The 18707-nt window shown below is 40.7% G+C and carries 21 protein-coding genes; 15 read left to right on the top strand and 6 right to left on the bottom strand.

Annotation, left to right across the window (positions count from 1 at the left end; translation table 11 throughout):
- Positions 1-167: 167 nt before the first annotated feature.
- On the bottom strand, positions 168-1613 hold the full coding sequence (locus tag P855_RS0116335) for an MATE family efflux transporter (RefSeq protein ID WP_419177283.1): 1446 nt from the start codon (positions 1611-1613) through the stop codon (positions 168-170).
- Between the two features lie 139 nt (positions 1614-1752).
- Here P855_RS0116335 and P855_RS0116330 point away from each other — a divergent pair, with 139 nt between their 5' ends.
- Positions 1753-2874 carry an ArsR family transcriptional regulator gene (locus P855_RS0116330; RefSeq protein ID WP_051353282.1) on the top strand — a complete coding sequence of 374 codons (1122 nt, stop codon included), beginning with the start codon at positions 1753-1755 and terminating at the stop codon, positions 2872-2874.
- A gap of 106 nt (positions 2875-2980) precedes the next feature.
- Here P855_RS0116330 and asnB read toward each other — a convergent pair whose 3' ends face one another.
- Entirely contained in the window at positions 2981-4867 is a 1887-nt protein-coding gene (asnB, locus tag P855_RS0116325) for an asparagine synthase (glutamine-hydrolyzing) (protein WP_028784574.1), read from the bottom strand.
- 267 nt (positions 4868-5134) lie between these two features.
- On the opposite strand from asnB, the gene P855_RS0116320 reads away from it, so the two are divergent.
- A complete protein-coding gene (locus tag P855_RS0116320) occupies positions 5135-5845 on the top strand; it encodes a hypothetical protein (protein WP_028784573.1) in 711 nt (236 codons plus the stop codon).
- A gap of 339 nt (positions 5846-6184) precedes the next feature.
- Here the strand turns inward: P855_RS0116320 and P855_RS0116315 are convergent, their stop codons facing one another.
- Positions 6185-6571: a DUF302 domain-containing protein gene (locus P855_RS0116315; protein ID WP_028784572.1), complete on the bottom strand. Its 387-nt coding sequence runs from the start codon at positions 6569-6571 to the stop codon at positions 6185-6187.
- 314 nt (positions 6572-6885) lie between these two features.
- Between P855_RS0116315 and P855_RS0116310 the strand changes: the two genes are divergently transcribed.
- The 10 genes from P855_RS0116310 (at position 6886) to P855_RS0116260 (ending at position 13360) form a co-directional block, all read left to right on the top strand.
- Positions 6886-8271 carry a sensor histidine kinase gene (locus P855_RS0116310; protein ID WP_028784571.1) on the top strand — a complete coding sequence of 462 codons (1386 nt, stop codon included), beginning with the start codon at positions 6886-6888 and terminating at the stop codon, positions 8269-8271.
- Between the two features lie 3 nt (positions 8272-8274).
- Positions 8275-8946, top strand: a complete 672-nt coding sequence (locus P855_RS0116305) for a response regulator transcription factor (RefSeq protein ID WP_028784570.1) — start codon at positions 8275-8277, stop codon at positions 8944-8946.
- A 615-nt stretch (positions 8947-9561) separates the two neighbouring features.
- On the top strand, positions 9562-9795 hold the full coding sequence (locus P855_RS0116295) for an SHOCT domain-containing protein (RefSeq protein ID WP_037986375.1): 234 nt from the start codon (positions 9562-9564) through the stop codon (positions 9793-9795).
- A gap of 82 nt (positions 9796-9877) precedes the next feature.
- On the top strand, positions 9878-10072 hold the full coding sequence (locus tag P855_RS21180) for an SHOCT domain-containing protein (protein ID WP_051353281.1): 195 nt from the start codon (positions 9878-9880) through the stop codon (positions 10070-10072).
- A gap of 28 nt (positions 10073-10100) precedes the next feature.
- Complete coding sequence (locus P855_RS0116285; protein WP_028784567.1) at positions 10101-10493, top strand: hypothetical protein; 393 nt, start codon at positions 10101-10103, stop codon at positions 10491-10493.
- A 34-nt stretch (positions 10494-10527) separates the two neighbouring features.
- On the top strand, positions 10528-10722 hold the full coding sequence (locus P855_RS0116280; RefSeq protein WP_028784566.1) for an SHOCT domain-containing protein: 195 nt from the start codon (positions 10528-10530) through the stop codon (positions 10720-10722).
- A 16-nt stretch (positions 10723-10738) separates the two neighbouring features.
- Entirely contained in the window at positions 10739-11050 is a 312-nt protein-coding gene (locus P855_RS0116275) for a hypothetical protein (protein ID WP_028784565.1), read from the top strand.
- Positions 11051-11067: 17 nt separating this feature from the next.
- The gene (locus tag P855_RS0116270; RefSeq protein WP_028784564.1) at positions 11068-11292 is read left to right on the top strand and encodes a hypothetical protein; all 225 of its coding nucleotides are present in this window, start codon (positions 11068-11070) and stop codon (positions 11290-11292) included.
- Between the two features lie 374 nt (positions 11293-11666).
- Positions 11667-12179, top strand: a complete 513-nt coding sequence (locus P855_RS0116265) for an ImmA/IrrE family metallo-endopeptidase (RefSeq protein ID WP_028784563.1) — start codon at positions 11667-11669, stop codon at positions 12177-12179.
- Between the two features lie 2 nt (positions 12180-12181).
- Complete coding sequence (locus P855_RS0116260; RefSeq protein WP_028784562.1) at positions 12182-13360, top strand: tyrosine-type recombinase/integrase; 1179 nt, start codon at positions 12182-12184, stop codon at positions 13358-13360.
- Positions 13361-13449: 89 nt separating this feature from the next.
- On the opposite strand, the gene groL is transcribed toward P855_RS0116260, so the two are convergent.
- Positions 13450-15087, bottom strand: coding sequence for a chaperonin GroEL (groL, locus tag P855_RS0116255; protein ID WP_028784561.1), 1638 nt, complete (start codon positions 15085-15087; stop codon positions 13450-13452).
- A gap of 56 nt (positions 15088-15143) precedes the next feature.
- The gene (groES, locus tag P855_RS0116250; RefSeq protein ID WP_028784560.1) at positions 15144-15428 is read right to left on the bottom strand and encodes a co-chaperone GroES; all 285 of its coding nucleotides are present in this window, start codon (positions 15426-15428) and stop codon (positions 15144-15146) included.
- A gap of 252 nt (positions 15429-15680) precedes the next feature.
- On the opposite strand from groES, the gene P855_RS0116245 reads away from it, so the two are divergent.
- Genes P855_RS0116245 through P855_RS0116235 form a run of 3 tightly spaced genes read left to right on the top strand, consistent with a single transcriptional unit; the run spans position 15681 to position 17194 of the window.
- Positions 15681-16400, top strand: a complete 720-nt coding sequence (locus P855_RS0116245) for a CPBP family intramembrane glutamic endopeptidase (protein WP_037986372.1) — start codon at positions 15681-15683, stop codon at positions 16398-16400.
- Positions 16397-16597, top strand: coding sequence for a YdiK family protein (locus P855_RS0116240; protein ID WP_028784558.1), 201 nt, complete (start codon positions 16397-16399; stop codon positions 16595-16597). Before P855_RS0116245 ends, P855_RS0116240 begins: the two co-directional genes overlap by 4 nt.
- A 60-nt stretch (positions 16598-16657) precedes the next feature.
- Complete coding sequence (locus P855_RS0116235; RefSeq protein ID WP_037986369.1) at positions 16658-17194, top strand: GNAT family N-acetyltransferase; 537 nt, start codon at positions 16658-16660, stop codon at positions 17192-17194.
- A 35-nt stretch (positions 17195-17229) separates the two neighbouring features.
- Here the strand turns inward: P855_RS0116235 and P855_RS0116230 are convergent, their stop codons facing one another.
- Positions 17230-18648, bottom strand: coding sequence for an MDR family MFS transporter (locus P855_RS0116230; protein WP_028784556.1), 1419 nt, complete (start codon positions 18646-18648; stop codon positions 17230-17232).
- Positions 18649-18707 lie beyond the last annotated feature (59 nt).

Below are 18707 nucleotides of genomic sequence, written 5' to 3'. Positions count from 1 at the left end.
AAATAATGTCTCAAAAAAAAGAGGACGAATTCATCTATACGATTGTTATACCATACATATATTAAGATTTTATGCAGACATAGAATAATTTTCTGTATAGAGATTTTCTTTCTTCGCCATATAAAAAACAAGACGGTTTAACACCGTCTTGTCTACAAAATGCTATTTTAATAACTGTTAACGCAGGAAGGTAAATCATCTTTGGTCGTTTGAGGATGACACTCAGATTCCGGATCTTCTTCCGGTTCATCCTTATGAGCGACCCATTTATCCCTGGAAAACTGAATAGCCAATACGATCGCCCGGAATGTGATATCCATTCCAATGGCAATCCAAACACCGAGCAATCCCCAGCCAAGTTTGATACCCAACAGATATACAAATAATGTACGTACTGCCCACATGCCAACTCCGGTCAAATACATCGGGAATTTGGTATTATTGGCTCCTTGGAATGCCCCGGTAAGCACAATGACCACGGCTAAGAACGGCTGGAATACACCGGAGACTTTTAAGGCTGTACCAATATTATTGATAACCGTTTCATCCTCTGTGAAAAAGGCACCAGCCCATTCCCCAAAAAAGAAGAGAATGGCACCAAACAGAGACATGATTCCGAAAGCAAGGAAAACACCCAATTTTGCAAACGATTTGGCCTCCTCATACTTCCCTGCTCCGATCTGCTGTCCGACAAGAATCGTAACAGCAGTAGCAAACCCGAAACCGAGCATATAGGAGAAGACTTCAATATTTCCTGCAATTTGATGGGCTGCAAACACGTTGGTCCCTAATGCTACAACTAACCCGAAGTAAACGATTTGGCCCGCCCGCATAATCAAGCGTTCACCGGCTGCCGGGCTTCCAAGAACAAACAGCTCCTTCAAATGCTCTTTGTCCAAACGCCAATAATCACGTCGCACCCGCAACATATCGGCTCTTTGGATATACCAGAACAGACCGACAGAACCTAGAATACGGGAAGTGACCGTGGCAACCGCTGCTCCGGCAATTCCCCACTCAGGAAAAATCCAGATTCCAAAGATTAGTAAATAATCGAGTCCTGCGTTAACCAGGTTTGCCACAATAGCTACATACATGGGTGCTTTGGTATTCCCAGCTCCTCGCAAAATTGCACTGAGAACAAACATAAGCGCCATAAAAATCGAGGGAATGGCGACAATCCGGAAATATAGAGCCCCGGCTGTTAAGACATTTTCCTCTATTCCCATCAGTTGCAACAATGGTTCAGCAAACAGCAAAGTAACCAACCCGGTTAACAGGCCAAGAACCGCTGCCACAACAATCGATTGCTGAGCTATGTGCCTTGCTTTTTCCACCTTTTCAGCTCCAATAAAATTAGCAATATAAACGTTCGCCGCAACCCCCAGTGCCATGAATAAAGCGAAATAAATTGCCAGCACAGCATTGGTGACTCCTACTGCTGAAACCTCGGCAAGCCCGATTTGGGAAACGAAATACGTGTCGACAAAGCCAAGTATTGTCTGGAAGAAGTTTTCAACAACTGCAGGTAGTGCCAGTATCAGAATGATTTTCATTTTTTTCTTATTCGTATCTGCGGCTTCAATGCGATAATTCTCAATATGAGTCGTCACTTGCTTTCTGCTCCTTTCCTTCCACTATTCTCTAGTCTAATCGTTCCCCTGAATGAGATATGTAAACGGTCCTTAATGTTTATAAATCACATTAATGGTTATGTATATCTATACATTTCAAAAACTAAGAGGTGATAAGATGATTAAATTAGACAATAAGAAAGAGCACTTTGCAACCATGCCAAAGAAGAATAATGAACGTGCAACAGAAAACCTGAAATATTTAAGCACCAAGAATATTACCAGGCTCGATGAAAGCGATCCAGTAGAACTGGCCGTCATGACCTCCCAGCTGATCTGGCCGGCCACTCATGAGAAAACACGGCCAGGAACCATTATTTTATCCGCCGTGGACAGCTGGCAGCTGACGTTGGCGAGTGCAGACCTAATCCACCATCCTAATAACGGTCCGATTTTATTAATCAATGATGATTTGATTCCGGAATCAACAATGAATGAAATTAACCGCCTGCAGCCGAAAGGAAACAGTGAAGGAACACAGGTGAAGGTGATGGGAAATGTTTCAGAAAGAGTTTTGGAAGCACTCGCAGACTACACCATCGATCAAATAAACGACGATAACCCAGCCAGCTTCGCAGCAGAAATCGACCGTTTTTACGCGGAAGTCTCCGGAGAACTACCGGAAAGCATCATTATTGTTTCTTCGGAGGATAAGGCCAAGGAATTTTCAGTAATCGCTACCTATTGGATTGCACATATGCCGGAACCTGTATTGTACGTTACCGAAAACGACATCCCTGATGAAACAATCGAGGCTATTAAAAAGCGGGATAACCCCAACCTGTATATTCTAGGTCCAGACTCTGTCATTTCAAAGCAAGTGGAACAACAGCTAAACGAGTTAGGAAACGTCACAAGAATCGACGGAAAGAATCCAAGTGAAGCTTCGATCGCCTTCACCCTTTTCAAAGATGAAGAAAGCGACTTCGGCTGGGGTATCGATGACCCAGGACACGGTTTCTCATTCCTATCATCTGAAACACCGAATTTCGCTTTAGTCACAGCCCCACTGGCTCACTTAGGCAAGCATGCACCATTGCTGATCCTGGAGAAGGGGAAATTGACAGAAAATATGGCTAGATATTTGGCAAAAGTAAAGCCAACCTTTGAAGAAAGTCCGATGGAAGGACCATATAATCACGGGTTTGTCGTCGGCAGCCTTGATGATCTCTCCTATGATACACAAGGAATCATCGACAGCAAGTTAGAAATAGAAAAGGAAGATGGCGATCATCATTAGTCAATAACTAAGGGCTGTCCCAGCAAGTCTACTTAACGACTTCTTTGGGACAGCCCCTTTTCTCTAAATGTATACCTACTGAACTTCAAGGAAGTTGAAACTCAACTTATAAGGAAACGACTTGTCTTTGTTGCTGAAAATTTTCGTAATCTTTTTCTATATAGATCTGATGCCAAATCATAAAAATAAGGATTGTCCAGATTTTACGGCTATTGTCTTTTTTACTTTCCACGTGTTCCTTCAATAAACGGAAGACTTCACTTTTTTTGAATATATAATCGGTTTGGCTATTATGAATAACCCCCTTGGCCCAATCGTATAACTCCTCTTTTAGCCAATGGCGAATCGGCACAGGGAAACCTAATTTCTTACGGTTCACCACGTGGTCAGGTACAATCCCTTCTGCTGCTTTTCGAAGCACATACTTCGTTGTATTTGCTTTTATTTTTTGATCTGCAGCAATCTTTGAGGCCACTTCAAACACTTTTTTATCAAGAAAAGGAACACGCAATTCAAGGGAGTGCGCCATTGTCATTTTGTCAGCTTTCAATAAAATATCACCTTTTAACCACGTATGAATATCGATGTTCTGCATTTTTGTTATCTCGTCGTATCCCAGAGAATGGCTGTAGATCGGTCTGGTGATGTTAGTGTAGGAAAGTCCCGGGCGATAAGAAGCAAGTAACGACTGTTTCTGATTCTCCTCGAACATCTTGGCATTTCCAATATAACGCTCTTCCAACGGAGTCGAACCGCGGTCAATAAAATTTTTCCCTTTAAACCCGTCAGGAAGGATGTGGCTGAATGTTTTTAGCAGTGCTTTCATCGGGTCAGGGATATAGTGGAACATCCGCAGCGAATGTGGTTCCCGATATATATTATAACCTCCGAACAACTCATCGGCCCCTTCTCCAGACAACACCACCTTTACCTGTTTTCTAGCTTCACGAGCAAGAAAATATAAAGGGACAGCAGCCGGATCTGCCAATGGGTCATCCATATGCCAGATAATTTTAGGAAGTTCCTGAATGAATTCCTCCGGTGTAATGGTGTAGCTATAATTTTCCAGTTGCAGTGCATCCGCAGTCTCTTTCGCTACATCAACTTCACTAAACCCGTTTCGTTCAAAACCAACGGAAAACGTTTTGATATCTGGGTTTACTTGTTTAGCCAATGAGACGATAAAAGAAGAATCAATTCCCCCGGACAAAAAGGAACCAACTGGCACATCGCTGCGCATGTGAACATTCACTGAATCGGTAAGCACATTTTGAATATCTTTTACGATTCGGGATTCAGATGACGATATAGGTTGAAACGCAGGCTTCCAGTAGGACCTAATTATTAATGGCTTTCCCGTTTTCTTTATAAAAAAATGACCGGCGGGCAATTTTTTTATTTGTTTGGTCATGGTGGCGGGTTCAGGTACATATTGAAAACTGAGGTAATACTGGAGTGAATCCAAATCCAGTCCACCGTCCTGTGCTAAAATGATACTTTTTTTCTCTGAAGCCAAATATGTAATATCATCTTTCTCCATATAGAAGAATGGCTTAATGCCAAAATGATCCCGAGCGCCAAATAAGGTCTGTGTATTTTTGTCCCATATGACAAAAGCGAACATCCCCCGAAGTTTTTGAACGCACCGCTCCTTTAAGGTGCTGTACAAAGCAAGTATTACTTCTGTATCGGAATCAGTGGCAAAAGAATGCCCTTTGGCCTTTAATTCCTTTCGAAGTTCCGTATGATTATAAATCTCACCATTAAAAATTATCCAATATCGTTCATTTTCATAGGAAAGCGGCTGATGGCCGTTCTCGATATCAATAATACTTAACCGTTTAAAACCGAACTGAACATATTCATCCGTATAATATCCTTCCTCATCAGGACCTCTATGTGTGATTAAAGCATTCCTTTCTCTAAAAACTTTGTCTTTTGTTCTCTTGGTATTCTGTTGGTTTTCATGTATGCATCCAACAAATCCGCACATTCAAAACACCTGCCTGTTTTATTACTTATGTTATAAATACTGTTAAGAATCTCCCTTGTATTAATAAGAGATAACTACTAGTATACCCATAAATTATGAAGAAAGTATCGAGTTTTTTGAATGTGAGAGGACAGTATCGCTATCTACCTGAAATAGTATCCCTTTAAAGGTCGGGGAAGGATCATCAAGGATAATCCCCCTTCTTCCTTCCATGTATGTTAAAATATGTGTGTATTTCAGTTCTCTTATAGATAAGAGGTGTGCCTAATGTACGACAAAAAGCTAGACCCTTATAGCAGATTAGAATTGAGTTCACTCCCTGCCTTAATCGGAATGGCCCCTCTCCTGGTAACCGTCCTAATATGGCCATCCGAAATTCACCACTTTAAGTTCAGTAATTGGATCATACCTGGTCTTGCTTTAATATGGGTTACCTTAATGGCCCTCACAAGAATTATTGGTTACAGGCTGGAAAATAAGTTGTTTCCAATACATAGTAATTTTTCTTCAACTACTTTTCATCGGTACGGCAAACTTCATTCTACGAAAGCAAAGAACCTTCCTCTTCCTTCTGAACTACACACAACACAGGGGGAGTTGCGGTCAAATCCTGCCACCACAGAGATAACTAAGGTGACGGTTCATTCAAAGAATACCAGCGCCTATCCTGCCTTACACCAAAATTATCTAAACTATGGTTTCTGGAGGAATATGGTTGGGATAAAACCCATAGGGGTTTCCCTTACAATGCTGTCGATAACGCTAAATGGGTATTTAATATATAGTACTTACCATCCTTTCTCTCCGGTAGAGATAGGGAAAGCTGTCCTATCCATCGGTGTCAGCCTTTTATTCCTTCCATTTTGGCTCGTGCTAGTACGTAAATCCTTAGCAAAAAGATACTATCAGACGTATGCCACCACATTGTTCTCCACTGCAATCGAGAAGGGTGATGATGCATCCATTAAATCTAGATAAAAATGCAGAAAAGCATCTTATGGTATTACTCGTCGCCACATACTACTTAACGTTGACGGTTACATTTCAGTTCATTTAGTTGTTATGTTGGAGTTAATAAAGTTCCACGTAGGATATTTACGACCAAAAAAAGGGAGCGCTCCTCTACTTTCATTACCCACTCTTCCTCAGACGCAAGATGAATCAATTAAAGTCAATTAACTTCACATGCAGTAATTACTCCCTGAAAGATGCTTGAGATTAAAATAAATTGTAAAATGTGCGGAGTTTTTTAAATTTTTTCCTATATAAAGAGCCACTCTTTTGACTGAGCGGCTCTTTATATATGAAAATTTTTAATTAAATGGCTTTTTCAATGGATGTTTGTAAACGTTGTTCTACATCAGTGGCAATTTCAGCTAATTTTTTATCATCAGCTAATCCTATTAAAGTTGTCGGTTTAGGCATGCCTACCTTCACCTTTCCTTCATCTTCGTATACAACTATTTTACATGGTAGAAAATACCCGACCATTTTGTTCTCCTGAAGGACGCGATCCGCTTCTTTTGGATTGCAAACCTCTAAGACTTTGTATGGAGTATTAAATCCCATCCCTTTTTCCTGCAATTTCTCAGTTAAATCAAAGTTCCAAAGCACCCCGAACTTCTCTTCTTGTAAGGAATCCTCTAGAGAAGTAATAACTTCATCAACAGTTTTAGATGTTTCTCGTGTGAAATCAAATTCCATAATATCCACCTCTTTTTATTTATTATTACATTCACGTATTATACACTTACCCCGTTATGTATAAACAAAACTTTAGAAATAATAGTTATTGTAACCTTGTTCCAACAAAGTTCATTTCCTCATTTATTATTTCCTACAATACCTCAAACTTATTTATGAAATGAGAACATCCTGTAGCATAGTGGATAAAAACAGGTTCATTAATTACTCCTTCTTCACACTTTCTCAATTTTTTTATGAAAAGATAGGATAGACATCCTGTATAATGCATACAACAAGTTAACAATTTACGAGAAGACAGTTGGTGAGACACTTTGATAAAATTCAAAAGTATTTCTTTTAAACTTGGATTGTTGTTCAGTTCCTTATTTATCACCTTGTTAATCATTTTGGGAGTAATTTTGTATGGTGCATTTACAAATGTCCTGATTGATTACATTAAACAGGATTTAGTGTTAAGAGGAAACAACCACGCACGAATATTAAACGAACAGTTCACAGAGTCAGCAATCAATCATGTGACGGAAATGGAAAAAGGCGTGGCAACGGAGGTGTTGATTACAGATGCCAATCAAAAAATCCTCGGCTCTTCAAGCGTACCTACCAATGAAATGAAAGCAAGTATCCTTGATAAATCTTTACCGCCAGGCGATAGTACTCTTGTAGATGATTGGTATAACGAACCCTATTTGGTTTCTGCATCTACAATTGGAGATGGAACAGGATATGTCTATATGTATTATCCTTCAAGCAACTTAAGAGAAATTGTATTTGTCTTAAGTGTACTACTTATCCTTACAGGGATTGGTATCCTTTTGTTGGCATTCGGACTGATTGGTCTGGCATCAAAACGGATAACAAGGCCTCTAAAGTTAATGAAAAAGGCCACAGAGAAAATGGCTAAAGGGGAATACAAACAACATTTTACAGTCAATAGTAAAGATGAGATTGCAGAGCTCAGCCAATCAATTCAGACACTTGGTGATCAGTTGCAATATTTTGAAGACAGTCGAAATGACTTTCTCGCAGCTGTTTCCCATGAACTTAGAACTCCACTTACCTATATCAAAGGCTACAGCGATATTTTAGGCAAAGGCAATATAGACAAAGAGGATCAGAAAGTTTATCTGGATATTATTAAAAAAGAGGTACAACGGATCACATTCATGGTGAATGATCTATTCGAAATGAGCAAGCTGCAGGTTGGAGAATTTGAATTGAATAAGGAAATTGCTGATATTCAGACAGTGATAGAAAAAGTCGTGAACAACTTGAAACCTGCAGCAACCAAAAAGAATATCAGTGTCATTCTTGACTTTCAACCTGACTTGCCACCAGTGGAAATCGATGTGAAGAGAATGGAACAAGTATTTTACAATTTGATAGAAAACGGAATCAAATATTCCAATGAAGGTAAGATGTCAATTCGGGCTTTTGCCAAAGAAGATTTCATCGCAATTGAAATAGAGGATACCGGAATCGGCATTCCTGAAAAGGACCTCCCTAAAATATGGGATAGATTTTATCGGGTCGAGCAATCCAGAACGAGAAAATCCGGTGGAACAGGCCTGGGACTGTATGTTTCAAAAAAGATAATCGAATCTCATGATGGAACAGTCCATGTAACGAGCAAGGTAAATGCGGGGTCCGTTTTTAGAGTGATCTTGAAAAAAGCTAAAATAGAGGAAATAGGAGAATAAGAGATGAGAAAAATCTTAATTGTAGATGACGAAATGGAAATGAGACAATTATTACGATTATACCTGATGCAAAATTATGAAACGAGTGAAGCAGAGGATGGATATCAAGCCCTTGAAAAGATTAGAAAAGACGATTATGATTTGATGATTCTGGATATCATGATGCCTCATATGGACGGATGGCAGACAATCGAAGAAGTGAGAAAAATATCCGATCTACCAATCATCTTCCTGACAGCTAAGGGTTCCACCGAGGATAAGGTGAACGGGTTTTCAACAGGAGCAGATGATTACCTTGTCAAACCGTTTGAGGAAGCAGAATTAATGGCAAGAATCGAGGCGTTACTCAGACGAACAAAACCTTCATCATCTAAAGATGAAATCATCAGATACAACGGGCTCATTTTGGATATTTCAGCTCGTGAAGTAATCTATGATAGTCAGAAAATCAACCTTACACAAACAGAGTACGACCTTCTTGACATTCTCATCCACCACCGAGGGAAGGCTTTATCAAGAGAACAGCTGGTCGAACATATTTGGGGCCTCGACTTCATTGGAGAGGACAGGACAGTCGACTCCCATGTCAAGAATCTAAGGGAAAAATTGCAGAAAGCAGGATTTGACAAGACTCATCTCAAAACAGTTTGGGGCATCGGATATAAAGCGGAATAAGGTGATAATATGAAACGACTATGGCCTATAATTATACTCACCCTTTTGGTTTTGTTGGGAATATTTTTTCTTATATTTGTTGTGCAAATGATTTGGTTCCCGCCTAATTCGATGGGCATGATGATGGGAAGACAAATGATGTTCCATCATATGTCATTCTGGTTTGGGCAAATGATTTGGGTTTCCCTGATTATCTTCGGTATCATCTTCCTAGTGTGGCTTATTTGGTCGAAAATCAAATAAAATTGCAGATTTGAAAAACTTGGCTTCCGCCGTTAGGACCTGGCGACAAGCAGTTTTTTTCTTATACTCTTTTCCTTTAACAAAACGGAATGCAATTAAAGAATATAAAATACTGATCGGTACTTTACCGGATCAGTATTTTTTTACCCGTCATTGGATAATGGATAAAAGATTATAAAAATCATTTGCAAACAGCTCCGTAAAAGCGGAATGATTTTCATGCACGGATATAAGAAGACTGAAAATCAGATAGCTGGAATAATCCTCCTACTCTCCCTTGTATGACTCCTCCCCCCCTCCATACTTTCTACATGATTCTTTTTTATATTGAGAATATAGAAATTACAACAACTGGTAAGGAGGGAAAATGACATGTTAGGACCGGGATATAGTAATGGCGTGGAGAATTGTGGTTTTATCGGATTATTCCTTGGCATCTTGATCTTCGGCATCCTATTCTATTTAATGAAACGAAAGAATCATGCTGCCGGAAATACCAATAGGAATAACGATACTAAGATGTTGCCCTTACTAAAGGAAAAACTCGCAAAAGGAGAGATTACAAAAGAAGAATTTAACCAAATCAAGGAAACAATCAACAAATAATCTCACTTCATACTTTCTCCACATATACCCCTTATAGTATAAGTATAAGGAACACAACACAAGTGAAGGAGGTGAATCAACCATGATGATCATCTTGTTCCTTTTCATTGCATTTCTCATTTACACACAAGTCAATCAAAATGGAAGTGGACAACCAGCTTTTGTCGCACGACGATCTTCAGGAGATTCAGAAGCTCTCGACATTGTAAAAGACCGTCTCTCCAAGGGGGAGATTTCGGTCGAAGAATTTGAGCAAATCAAGAAAAACTTATCATAAAAATGACAAATTAAAGGAGAGATTGAATATGAGTAAAACATTGATTGCAGGAGCGTTGGCATTAGGATTGATTGGCACTGGCATTACCGGTATCTATACTGCTTCAGCGAATGACACAACTGATAATCCGGGCGTAGGAACGGAGAATCGGGAATTCAATTTTGGTGACATGGGGAACTTAATGGGAGACCTTGGGGTAAGCGTAGATCAAATGAATGAAGTCATGCAAAAAGGTGACTTTGAAGACATGCAGCAATTCATGAACGAGCAAAACATCAACTTCGGACAGATGAAACCCTATATGGAGCAGATGCACCCTGATTTATCCAATAAAGAACTCGAGGAATTTTATAAAGGGATGCATGGTACAGGAGGATCATCCAACAGTAATAACTTTCAAGGTATGATGAACAATTATTAATTGTTTTGATTAATCCTATTAGGAGGGGACACACATGCTTTTACTACTGTTACTCTTTGGAATCGGGATTTACTTTTACTCAACCGGCGACCTGCAAAGGGTACTTGGAAACGTGAATGCTCACGATAACAAAGATCTGGGTGCAGAAGCCAGAAAATCATTGGACATGCGTTATGCTTCCGGGGAAATCACATCAGAAGAATATACCAAAATTAAAAACTTATTATAGTTAGGAGGTCTTGCAAATGATGCAAGGATATATGGGACCAGGTAATTTTGGAGGATTTGGCAATTTGGGTGGAATGTCACCGCACGGTTTCGGTAACGGAGGCTGGATGGCAGGGCCGGACCTGACTTGGATCTTGCTCTTCGCATTGCTTGCAATTGCAGCTTATGTCGTATTTAAGAAGAAGCAGACGGCAAATGGAGCGGTTAATCAAGAGCCGGCACTATTTCACTCTAACTCTGAAGCAGAAGAGCTTGTGAAGTTAAGATATGCAAGAGGCGAAATTACGAATGAACAATATCAATCAATCATCACCACAATCCGTTCTTAAAAAAGGTGGTAGAAAACATGCTAAACTTCGTTTTATCAGCAATTGTTTTTTATTACCTGGTGAAGACAGGAGATTTGTTCAAACTCATCAAGATGGCAAAGAAAATTGTGGTGGATCTCTTACTTGCCTTTAAGAAAGAATCAAAGGAAAACGATGATAATCCATTGGAAATCTTGAAGCTGCGATATGTAAAAGGAGAAATAAGCAAACACGATTATGAGCAAATCGCAAAAAATTTATAATTAAAAAAGACCAGACAACTGTGTTTTATCCAGGTGTTTGGTCTTTTCACTGTGTTGCTTTATAAAAGATTGGCAGATTTATTTGAGATTGATGATATGAAGAAGACTCAGACCAACTTAATATTCCAAGCGAACATCCTCCGCCCAGTCAAGAACTAGTCTATTCATGCTTCTGATAGGTACATTTTCTATCACTCTCCAAAAATATAAATCTTAATTTCATTATGGTTCTGGAGATAAATTCCTATACTTCAGGCTTTTACAGAACAAGAAATCTAAATTACCTTTACGCTTCATTTCAAACCATTTAGTGTAATTAAATATTGATTAATAGAACATACGTTCGTATAATGCTTGTAAGGAAGGTGATTAGTTTGAGGTTTCCTTACTACACAACGACAATTCTAGAAGACCTAATAACTCAGTGGTATAAAAAACACAAATTTAAAGAGCCGAAGGATTTAAATGTTTACAGCATTGGATCAGAGTCACAAATCTTGGTGACTTGTAGACCTACTCAAGCTAGTTACATGAAAGTGGGGAAGTTTCAAGAAATTGTATTGGATAGTCGCCTGCCATATATACAACAACGAGAGCAATTTTTCCATGAGCTTTGCCACGCGGTAAGGCATGCAGGGCGCCAATCTACCATGCCTCATCCTTTTTACGAACTTCAGGAAAGAGACGCTAGGCACTTTACTCTTTATGCCTCACTTCCCACCCATATGATTAATGAATATAACATTGCTAACCCAGCAATTATTGACCAGTTGTCACGTGATTTTATGATTCCAAAGAACGTTTGTATAGAACGCTTAGAAAAAATTAAGAGTCGAATTGTACCATCTTTTAAATCTCAATTCTTTAACATGAAAAAGGAGGGATAAATATGGCTAATTTCCGAAAAAGAGGGAGTAAATGGTACTTTCAAATATATACCGGTATAGATCCATCCACTGGGAGAAAGAAATTCACATCTAAAGGAGGATTTAAGACTAAAAAGGAAGCTCAGATGGCTGCAGTTGAAGTAGAAAAGGAAGTATATGAAAACACATATGTTCAAGAACAGAATATTACCTTTCAAGAATTTACTTTAGAGTGGATTAAAACTTATCGTGAAACCGCCAAAATTAGTTCTGTGAGAAACCGCCAGCAAAACTTGGATCACTTAAATAGATTTTTTGGCAATAAGAAAATAAAAGATATCACGCGTAAACAGTATCAAGCCATGCTTACTTCGTTGCATAATAAAGGCTACGCATTTAATACTTTGGACGGCATTCATGCAACAGGTAGAATGGTTTTTAGGAAAGCTGTGGAATTTAACATAATTAAGGACAGTCCTAGCGACTTTGCAAAAATTCCACGCAAAGTGGAAACCGTTGAGGAGGTAGAGAGCAGTAACGGTGAAATTAAATTCATGGAAAAAGAAGAACTTATTCGTTTTCTTAATGCTGCAAAGGAAAGTGGCATCGATAAAGACTACCCCATGTTTTTGACACTTGCTTATAGTGGATTACGAGTAGGTGAGCTTATCGCATTAAAATGGTCGGATATAGATATGGATAAAAAAACCCTAAGAGTAACCAAAACTTATTACAACCCCAACAATAGTACAAAAGAATATCAATTATTGACCCCTAAAACTAAAGGATCAATCAGAACACTAAAAATGGACGCCGGAGTCATTCAGGTCCTCGAAAAACATAAAGAACATCAGGATGATCTCATCGAAAAAATGAAGAACGAATATACTCAACTGGATTTTGTTTTTGCTAAGGAAGTTCAGAATCTTGGATACCCTGAATTCTTAAAGACCGCAAACACTCATATGAGACGTTTGTTAAAAATTAGTGGTATCGATAAGGAACTTACCCCTCACTCCTTACGGCACACCCACACTTCCCTATTAATTGAAGCAGGAGTAGGTGTTAAGGAGATTCAACAACGATTAGGTCATGGAGATATAAACACAACTATGAATATATACGCGCACATTACTGAAAACATGGAAGAAAAAGCCTCCCAAAAGTTCAGTGAACTTATGAGAGGCTCATTAGATTTATAGTGTTTTCCCTGCAAGGTATGTCAAAAGTATGTCATTTTGACTTTAGGGGTGAAGCTAAATCCTTGATATCAAGGGTTATGGGGGTATGATTACATCATGCCGCCCATTCCGCCCATGCCACCCATGTCTGGCATGCCGCCACCGCCGTTGTTGTCTTCTTCTGGAAGATCAGCGACGACTGCTTCTGTAGTCAAGAACATAGCTGCTACGGAAGCTGCGTTTTGTAGTGCGGAACGTGTGACTTTTGTTGGGTCTACGATACCTGCTTCTACCATGTTGACCCACTCGCCAGTTGCAGCGTTGTATCCGATACCGACTTTTTCACCTTTCAGGCGCTCTACGATGATGGAACCTTCAAGGCCGGCGTTGTGTGCGATTTGTCGTACTGGCTCTTCGAGGGCACGTACGACAATTTTCGCACCGGTAGCTTCGTCGCCAGTTAGATCAAGGCTCGCTACTTTATCGTAAATGTTAGCAAATGCAGTACCACCACCGGCTACGATACCTTCCTGGACTGCAGCACGAGTAGAGTTCAAGGCATCTTCGATACGAAGCTTGCGCTCTTTCAATTCTGTCTCCGTAGCAGCACCGACTTTGATAACAGCTACGCCGCCAGAGAGTTTAGCAAGACGCTCTTGTAATTTTTCTTTATCGAATTCAGAAGTAGTTTCTTCTGCCTGTGCACGGATTTGAGTGACGCGGGAAGCGATTTGCTCAGCGTTTCCTGCACCTTCGACGATTGTAGTGTTTTCTTTTGTAACTACCACTTTGGAAGCACGGCCCAATTGCTCGATGCCAGTGTTCTTAAGCTCAAGACCAAGGTCTTCTGTTACAACTTCAGCACCAGTCAATGTAGCGATGTCTTCAAGCATTGCTTTACGACGGTCACCAAACCCTGGAGCTTTGACAGCTACTGCGTTGAATGTACCGCGAAGTTTGTTTACAACTAGTGTTGCAAGAGCTTCACCTTCAACGTCTTCCGCGATCATTAGAAGCGGCTTGCCTTGTTGTACGACTTGCTCAAGTACAGGCAATACTTCCTGGATATTTCCGATTTTCTTATCAGTAATCAAAATGTAAGGGTCTTCGAGAACAGCTTCCATTTTATCCTGGTCAGTAACCATGTATGGAGAAGCGTATCCACGGTCGAACTGCATACCTTCTACTACTTCAAGTTCGGTATTGAACCCTTTGGATTCTTCGATTGTGATGACACCATCGTTACCCACGCGCTCCATTGCTTCTGCGATCAAGTGACCTACTTCGTTGTCACCAGCAGAGATGGAAGCAACTTGTGCGATAGACTCTCTGCCTTCGATCGGCTTTGAGATGCTGCGAAGTTCTTCTGTAGCAACGTTTACCGCTTTTTCAATACCGCGGCGTACGCCAACCGGGTTAGCACCGGATGCTACGTTTTTCAACCCTTCACGAATCATTGCCTGTGCCAGGACAGTTGCAGTGGTTGTACCATCACCAGCGACATCGTTTGTTTTAGAAGCTACTTCGGAAACGAGCTGTGCACCCATGTTTTCGAAATGATCTTCCAGTTCGATTTCTTTAGCGATAGTAACACCATCATTCGTGATCAATGGAGAACCGAACTTCTTCTCAAGAACGACGTTACGTCCTTTTGGTCCAAGTGTCACTTTGACAGCATTAGCAAGTGAATCTACACCACGAAGCATCGCGCGGCGTGCTTCTTCATTAAATTTAATCTCTTTAGCCATGAAAATGCCCTCCTTATCAAACTTGTAACTGTACGTATTTATTTGAAACTAAGGAATTACTGAATGACAGCCAATACGTCGCTTTCGCGAATCACTAAGTATTCTTTGCCTTCATATTTCACTTCTGTACCTGCAAATTTAGAATAGATGACATGGTCGCCTTGAGCTACTTCAAGCGCTACCTTTTCACCATTATCGGTAACTCGTCCAGTTCCTACTGCGACTACTTTACCTTCTTGCGGCTTTTCCTTCGCAGAGTCTGGAAGAACGATTCCGCTTGCAGTTTTTTCTTCCTGTTTTACAATTTCAATCACAATACGATCACCAAGTGGCTTTAACAATTCGGACACCCTCCTCAATGTGATTCTATTCTTGAATTATGGTTTATTAGCACTCGACATCAATGAGTGCTAACACAATTATTATAATAATCAATTCATTTTTATTTTGCAAGTGAGATCTGTAAATTTTTTCGAAAAAGATTGGTGAAAAATGTCGTGTAAATCCTAATCGTTACGCTGTATTTTCAAACTATGTTAAAATACGGAGAGTGATTGAAAAATGTAAAATGTATACAAAGGAGTCGTTCGACCTTGCCATCGAGATATTGGTTTATCATTGCTATATACATTGCAGCACAGTTGTCATCCGTTATCGGTGTTCCCTTATTAATGATGGTCGGCATGGAAAAGGAAATTGCGATTACCAGCTGGGCCGTGTTCAGCTTTTTCGTCGCCACTCTCCTCATTGTATTCATGCTGAAGCCGGATATGAAACAAGCATCGGAGCAACGGGAACGGTCAAGTGCAGGAAATATCGCCTTATGGTCTTTCCTCGGTGTTTTTCTTGCTTACTTCGCCCAAATGATTGCGATACTGATTGAAACCTTTCTCCTCGGCATCAAGCCAGGATCGGAAAACACACAGAACTTGATGGAGTTTGCCCGGATATCACCGGTGTTCATCATTGTCATGGTTCTGTTCGCTCCGATATTAGAAGAAATCATTTTCCGAAAAATCATTTTCGGTACGATTTATAAACGGACAAATTTCATTGTCGCTGTTCTTGTTTCAGCGCTGGCATTCGCCGCATCCCATTTCGATTTCACGCATATGGTGGTATATACAGCGATGGGAATCGTGTTCGCCTACTTGTACGTGAAAACGAAAAGCATCATTACCCCGATCATTGCCCACATGGCCATGAACACGGTGGTCGTACTGGGGCAATACAGTTTATCGGAAGAGGATTTCAGGCGGATGCAAGAGCAATTCGATCAGCTACAAACCATTATTGGAGGCTTCTTTATATGAGAACATCACCGCTATTCATGGCCTTCCTTTATTTTATAATGGGGGTTGTCTTTACCTATATAGCGGCTCAAACTGTCGAAGATACGATATGGAATTTCATTACGATTTTCCTGGCCATTCTTGCCACGTTTGATTTTGCCGTTTCGATTCGATTATTCAATCTTCATTTCAGGCTCAAAAATACAAATAAGAAATGATCAGTCATAAGAGGCCTGTCACACCAGGTCTCTTTCTGTGTAAAAGGGGGATACATAAACATGAAAACATTATTGCAAGGAGAACGGGTGCGTTTGACCCAAGTGACAAAATCCGATCTGCCGGCCATCGCTTCCTGGTATGGTAACTCTGACTTCTCAAGAAGGTTCGACGCCCTTCCTGCCGCTCCGAGAACAGTCGAACATTTAGAATCCTGGCTGGATGAATCCAATGAATCCAACAATCAATATACGTTTGCGATTCGTGATGAAAACGATGTTTTCATTGGATATGTAGAATTGGAAAGTATTTTATGGATCCACCGGAATGGCTGGGTCAGCATCGCCATCGGTGAGGATGAACACCAGGGTAAAGGTTACGGTGCAGAAGCCATGCAGCTGCTGATCGATTTCGCTTTCTATGAATGCAGCCTCCACCGCCTTCAGCTGACGGTGTTTTCCTATAATATCCCGGCGATTCAGATGTATGAAAAGCTCGGCTTTAAAAATGAAGGTACGCACCGGGAGTTCATCCTCCGGGACGGTCAGGCCTATGACATGCACCTTTATGGACTTTTAAATCATGAGTGGACAAAATAAGACACTGCGACTCAGCTTCCCGCTGAGTCGCAGCATCAGTTGCTTGTTTGTTTTTCCTTATTGTCACTCTCTACCCCTTTTAATATGAAAGAGAACGGAACCGCAATAATCAGGATAATCGCAGATACCAGAAAAGCTTCATTCAATGTCTGCAACGTGGCAGCTTGTGTATCCAGACTGGTAGAAGCTTCGATAGCAGCTCGTCTTACTTCATAATAAATGGAGAAAAAGACGATTCCTAAAGACGAAGATATCTGTCGAAGGATATTATTCATCGCAGACCCCTGGGCGACAAGGTGCTCCGGAATAGCATTCATCCCCGACGTTGTTGCGGGCATATTTCCCATTCCCATGCCCATTCCTCTGATCGTATTCAGTAGCAAAATCCACCAGAAAGGTGTATCCAGACTTAAAAAGCTCAACCCGAGCGTTGCTGCTGCCATGATTGCCAATCCAGGTGGCACAACAAATTTAGGGCCTTTTTTATCCAGCAGCCTCCCTCCAAGCGACATGAACAGACCACTGGCAGCCGCTGCCGGCAGGAATAACAGACCTGTTTTTATTGCCCCTAAACCATAGACATTCTGAATTAATAAAGGCAATAGGAAAATACCAGAAAACAGCCCAATGGAAGCCGCTGATGTTACCAGAATCGATATCGAGTAAGTCGGTACCTTGAAAACGGACAGGTTCAATAATGGCTGCTCCTGCCGGTTCTCATAGAAAACAAAGGCTATAAGTGCAAGGATACCACCGACAATCAGCACCATATTAAGCGGAGACATCAATAATTCCAGCGTCCTTCCCCTGCCAAGGGCATAAAGGATAGCGCCGATCCCTGCTGTTACGATAACAAATCCAACCGCATCGAATTTCAAATCCGGCTTAGTCTTGGTCGGCTTCAGGTACTTGCTGGACAATATGATTCCGAGCAAGCCAAACGGAATATTGAACAAAAACAACCAGGGCCAGGCAAAATATTGGATGATGACTCCCCCGATTGTCGGACCAATGGCCGGGGCAACCATCACTGAAATTCCGTAGATTCCTACCGCAAGTCCACGTTCATTCCGGGGAAAGGCGTTGAATATTAAGGCCATGGCAATTGGCATCATCAAGCCCCCAGCCATTCCCTGTATTGCACGAGAAAGAATGATCATCCCTAAAGACGGGGATAAAGATCCGGAAATGGAACCAATGATAAAGATACTCAACCCTGTCAAATACACTTTCTTTTTACCGAACCGGTCCCCAAAATATCCGGTCAGCGGCATTGTCATCCCCATAGATACCATGAAAATCGTCAGCATCCAACCGACATCTACGGCGCTCGCATCAAAGATTTCCATAAAACGGGGAAGCGTCGGATTCAGCATGCTATTATTCAATATGACGGTGAATGTTCCAAAGAGTACAGAAACGACTACCAGCCATTTGGAAGGTAAATTACCCATACTGCTCCCCTCCTGTCAATCTATTTCGAAACCCGAATTATTATCTACTATAGCATAAC

This window comes from Thalassobacillus devorans MSP14, from assembly GCF_000496835.1.
Classification (GTDB): domain Bacteria; phylum Bacillota; class Bacilli; order Bacillales; family Halobacillaceae; genus Thalassobacillus; species Thalassobacillus devorans_B.
Note: the sequence above shows the minus strand (reverse complement) of the source record. Positions and strands in the feature narration are given on the sequence as shown.

Bases quoted from the DNA above. Each gene is read 5' to 3' on its own strand.
- P855_RS0116230 (WP_028784556.1), bottom strand. From the start codon at position 18,648: ATGGGTAATTTACCTTCCAAATGGCTGGTAGTCGTTTCTGTACTCTTT.
- P855_RS0116270 (WP_028784564.1), top strand. From the start codon at position 11,068: ATGCTAAACTTCGTTTTATCAGCAATTGTTTTTTATTACCTGGTGAAG.
- P855_RS0116280 (WP_028784566.1), top strand. From the start codon at position 10,528: ATGCTTTTACTACTGTTACTCTTTGGAATCGGGATTTACTTTTACTCA.
- P855_RS0116285 (WP_028784567.1), top strand. From the start codon at position 10,101: ATGAGTAAAACATTGATTGCAGGAGCGTTGGCATTAGGATTGATTGGC.
- P855_RS0116295 (WP_037986375.1), top strand. From the start codon at position 9,562: ATGTTAGGACCGGGATATAGTAATGGCGTGGAGAATTGTGGTTTTATC.
- groL (WP_028784561.1), bottom strand. From the start codon at position 15,087: ATGGCTAAAGAGATTAAATTTAATGAAGAAGCACGCCGCGCGATGCTT.
- P855_RS0116330 (WP_051353282.1), top strand. From the start codon at position 1,753: ATGATTAAATTAGACAATAAGAAAGAGCACTTTGCAACCATGCCAAAG.
- P855_RS0116305 (WP_028784570.1), top strand. From the start codon at position 8,275: ATGAGAAAAATCTTAATTGTAGATGACGAAATGGAAATGAGACAATTA.
- P855_RS0116315 (WP_028784572.1), bottom strand. From the start codon at position 6,571: ATGGAATTTGATTTCACACGAGAAACATCTAAAACTGTTGATGAAGTT.
- P855_RS0116235 (WP_037986369.1), top strand. From the start codon at position 16,658: ATGAAAACATTATTGCAAGGAGAACGGGTGCGTTTGACCCAAGTGACA.
- P855_RS0116260 (WP_028784562.1), top strand. From the start codon at position 12,182: ATGGCTAATTTCCGAAAAAGAGGGAGTAAATGGTACTTTCAAATATAT.
- P855_RS0116320 (WP_028784573.1), top strand. From the start codon at position 5,135: ATGTACGACAAAAAGCTAGACCCTTATAGCAGATTAGAATTGAGTTCA.
- P855_RS0116275 (WP_028784565.1), top strand. From the start codon at position 10,739: ATGATGCAAGGATATATGGGACCAGGTAATTTTGGAGGATTTGGCAAT.
- asnB (WP_028784574.1), bottom strand. From the start codon at position 4,867: ATGTGCGGATTTGTTGGATGCATACATGAAAACCAACAGAATACCAAG.
- P855_RS0116240 (WP_028784558.1), top strand. From the start codon at position 16,397: ATGAGAACATCACCGCTATTCATGGCCTTCCTTTATTTTATAATGGGG.
- P855_RS21180 (WP_051353281.1), top strand. From the start codon at position 9,878: ATGATGATCATCTTGTTCCTTTTCATTGCATTTCTCATTTACACACAA.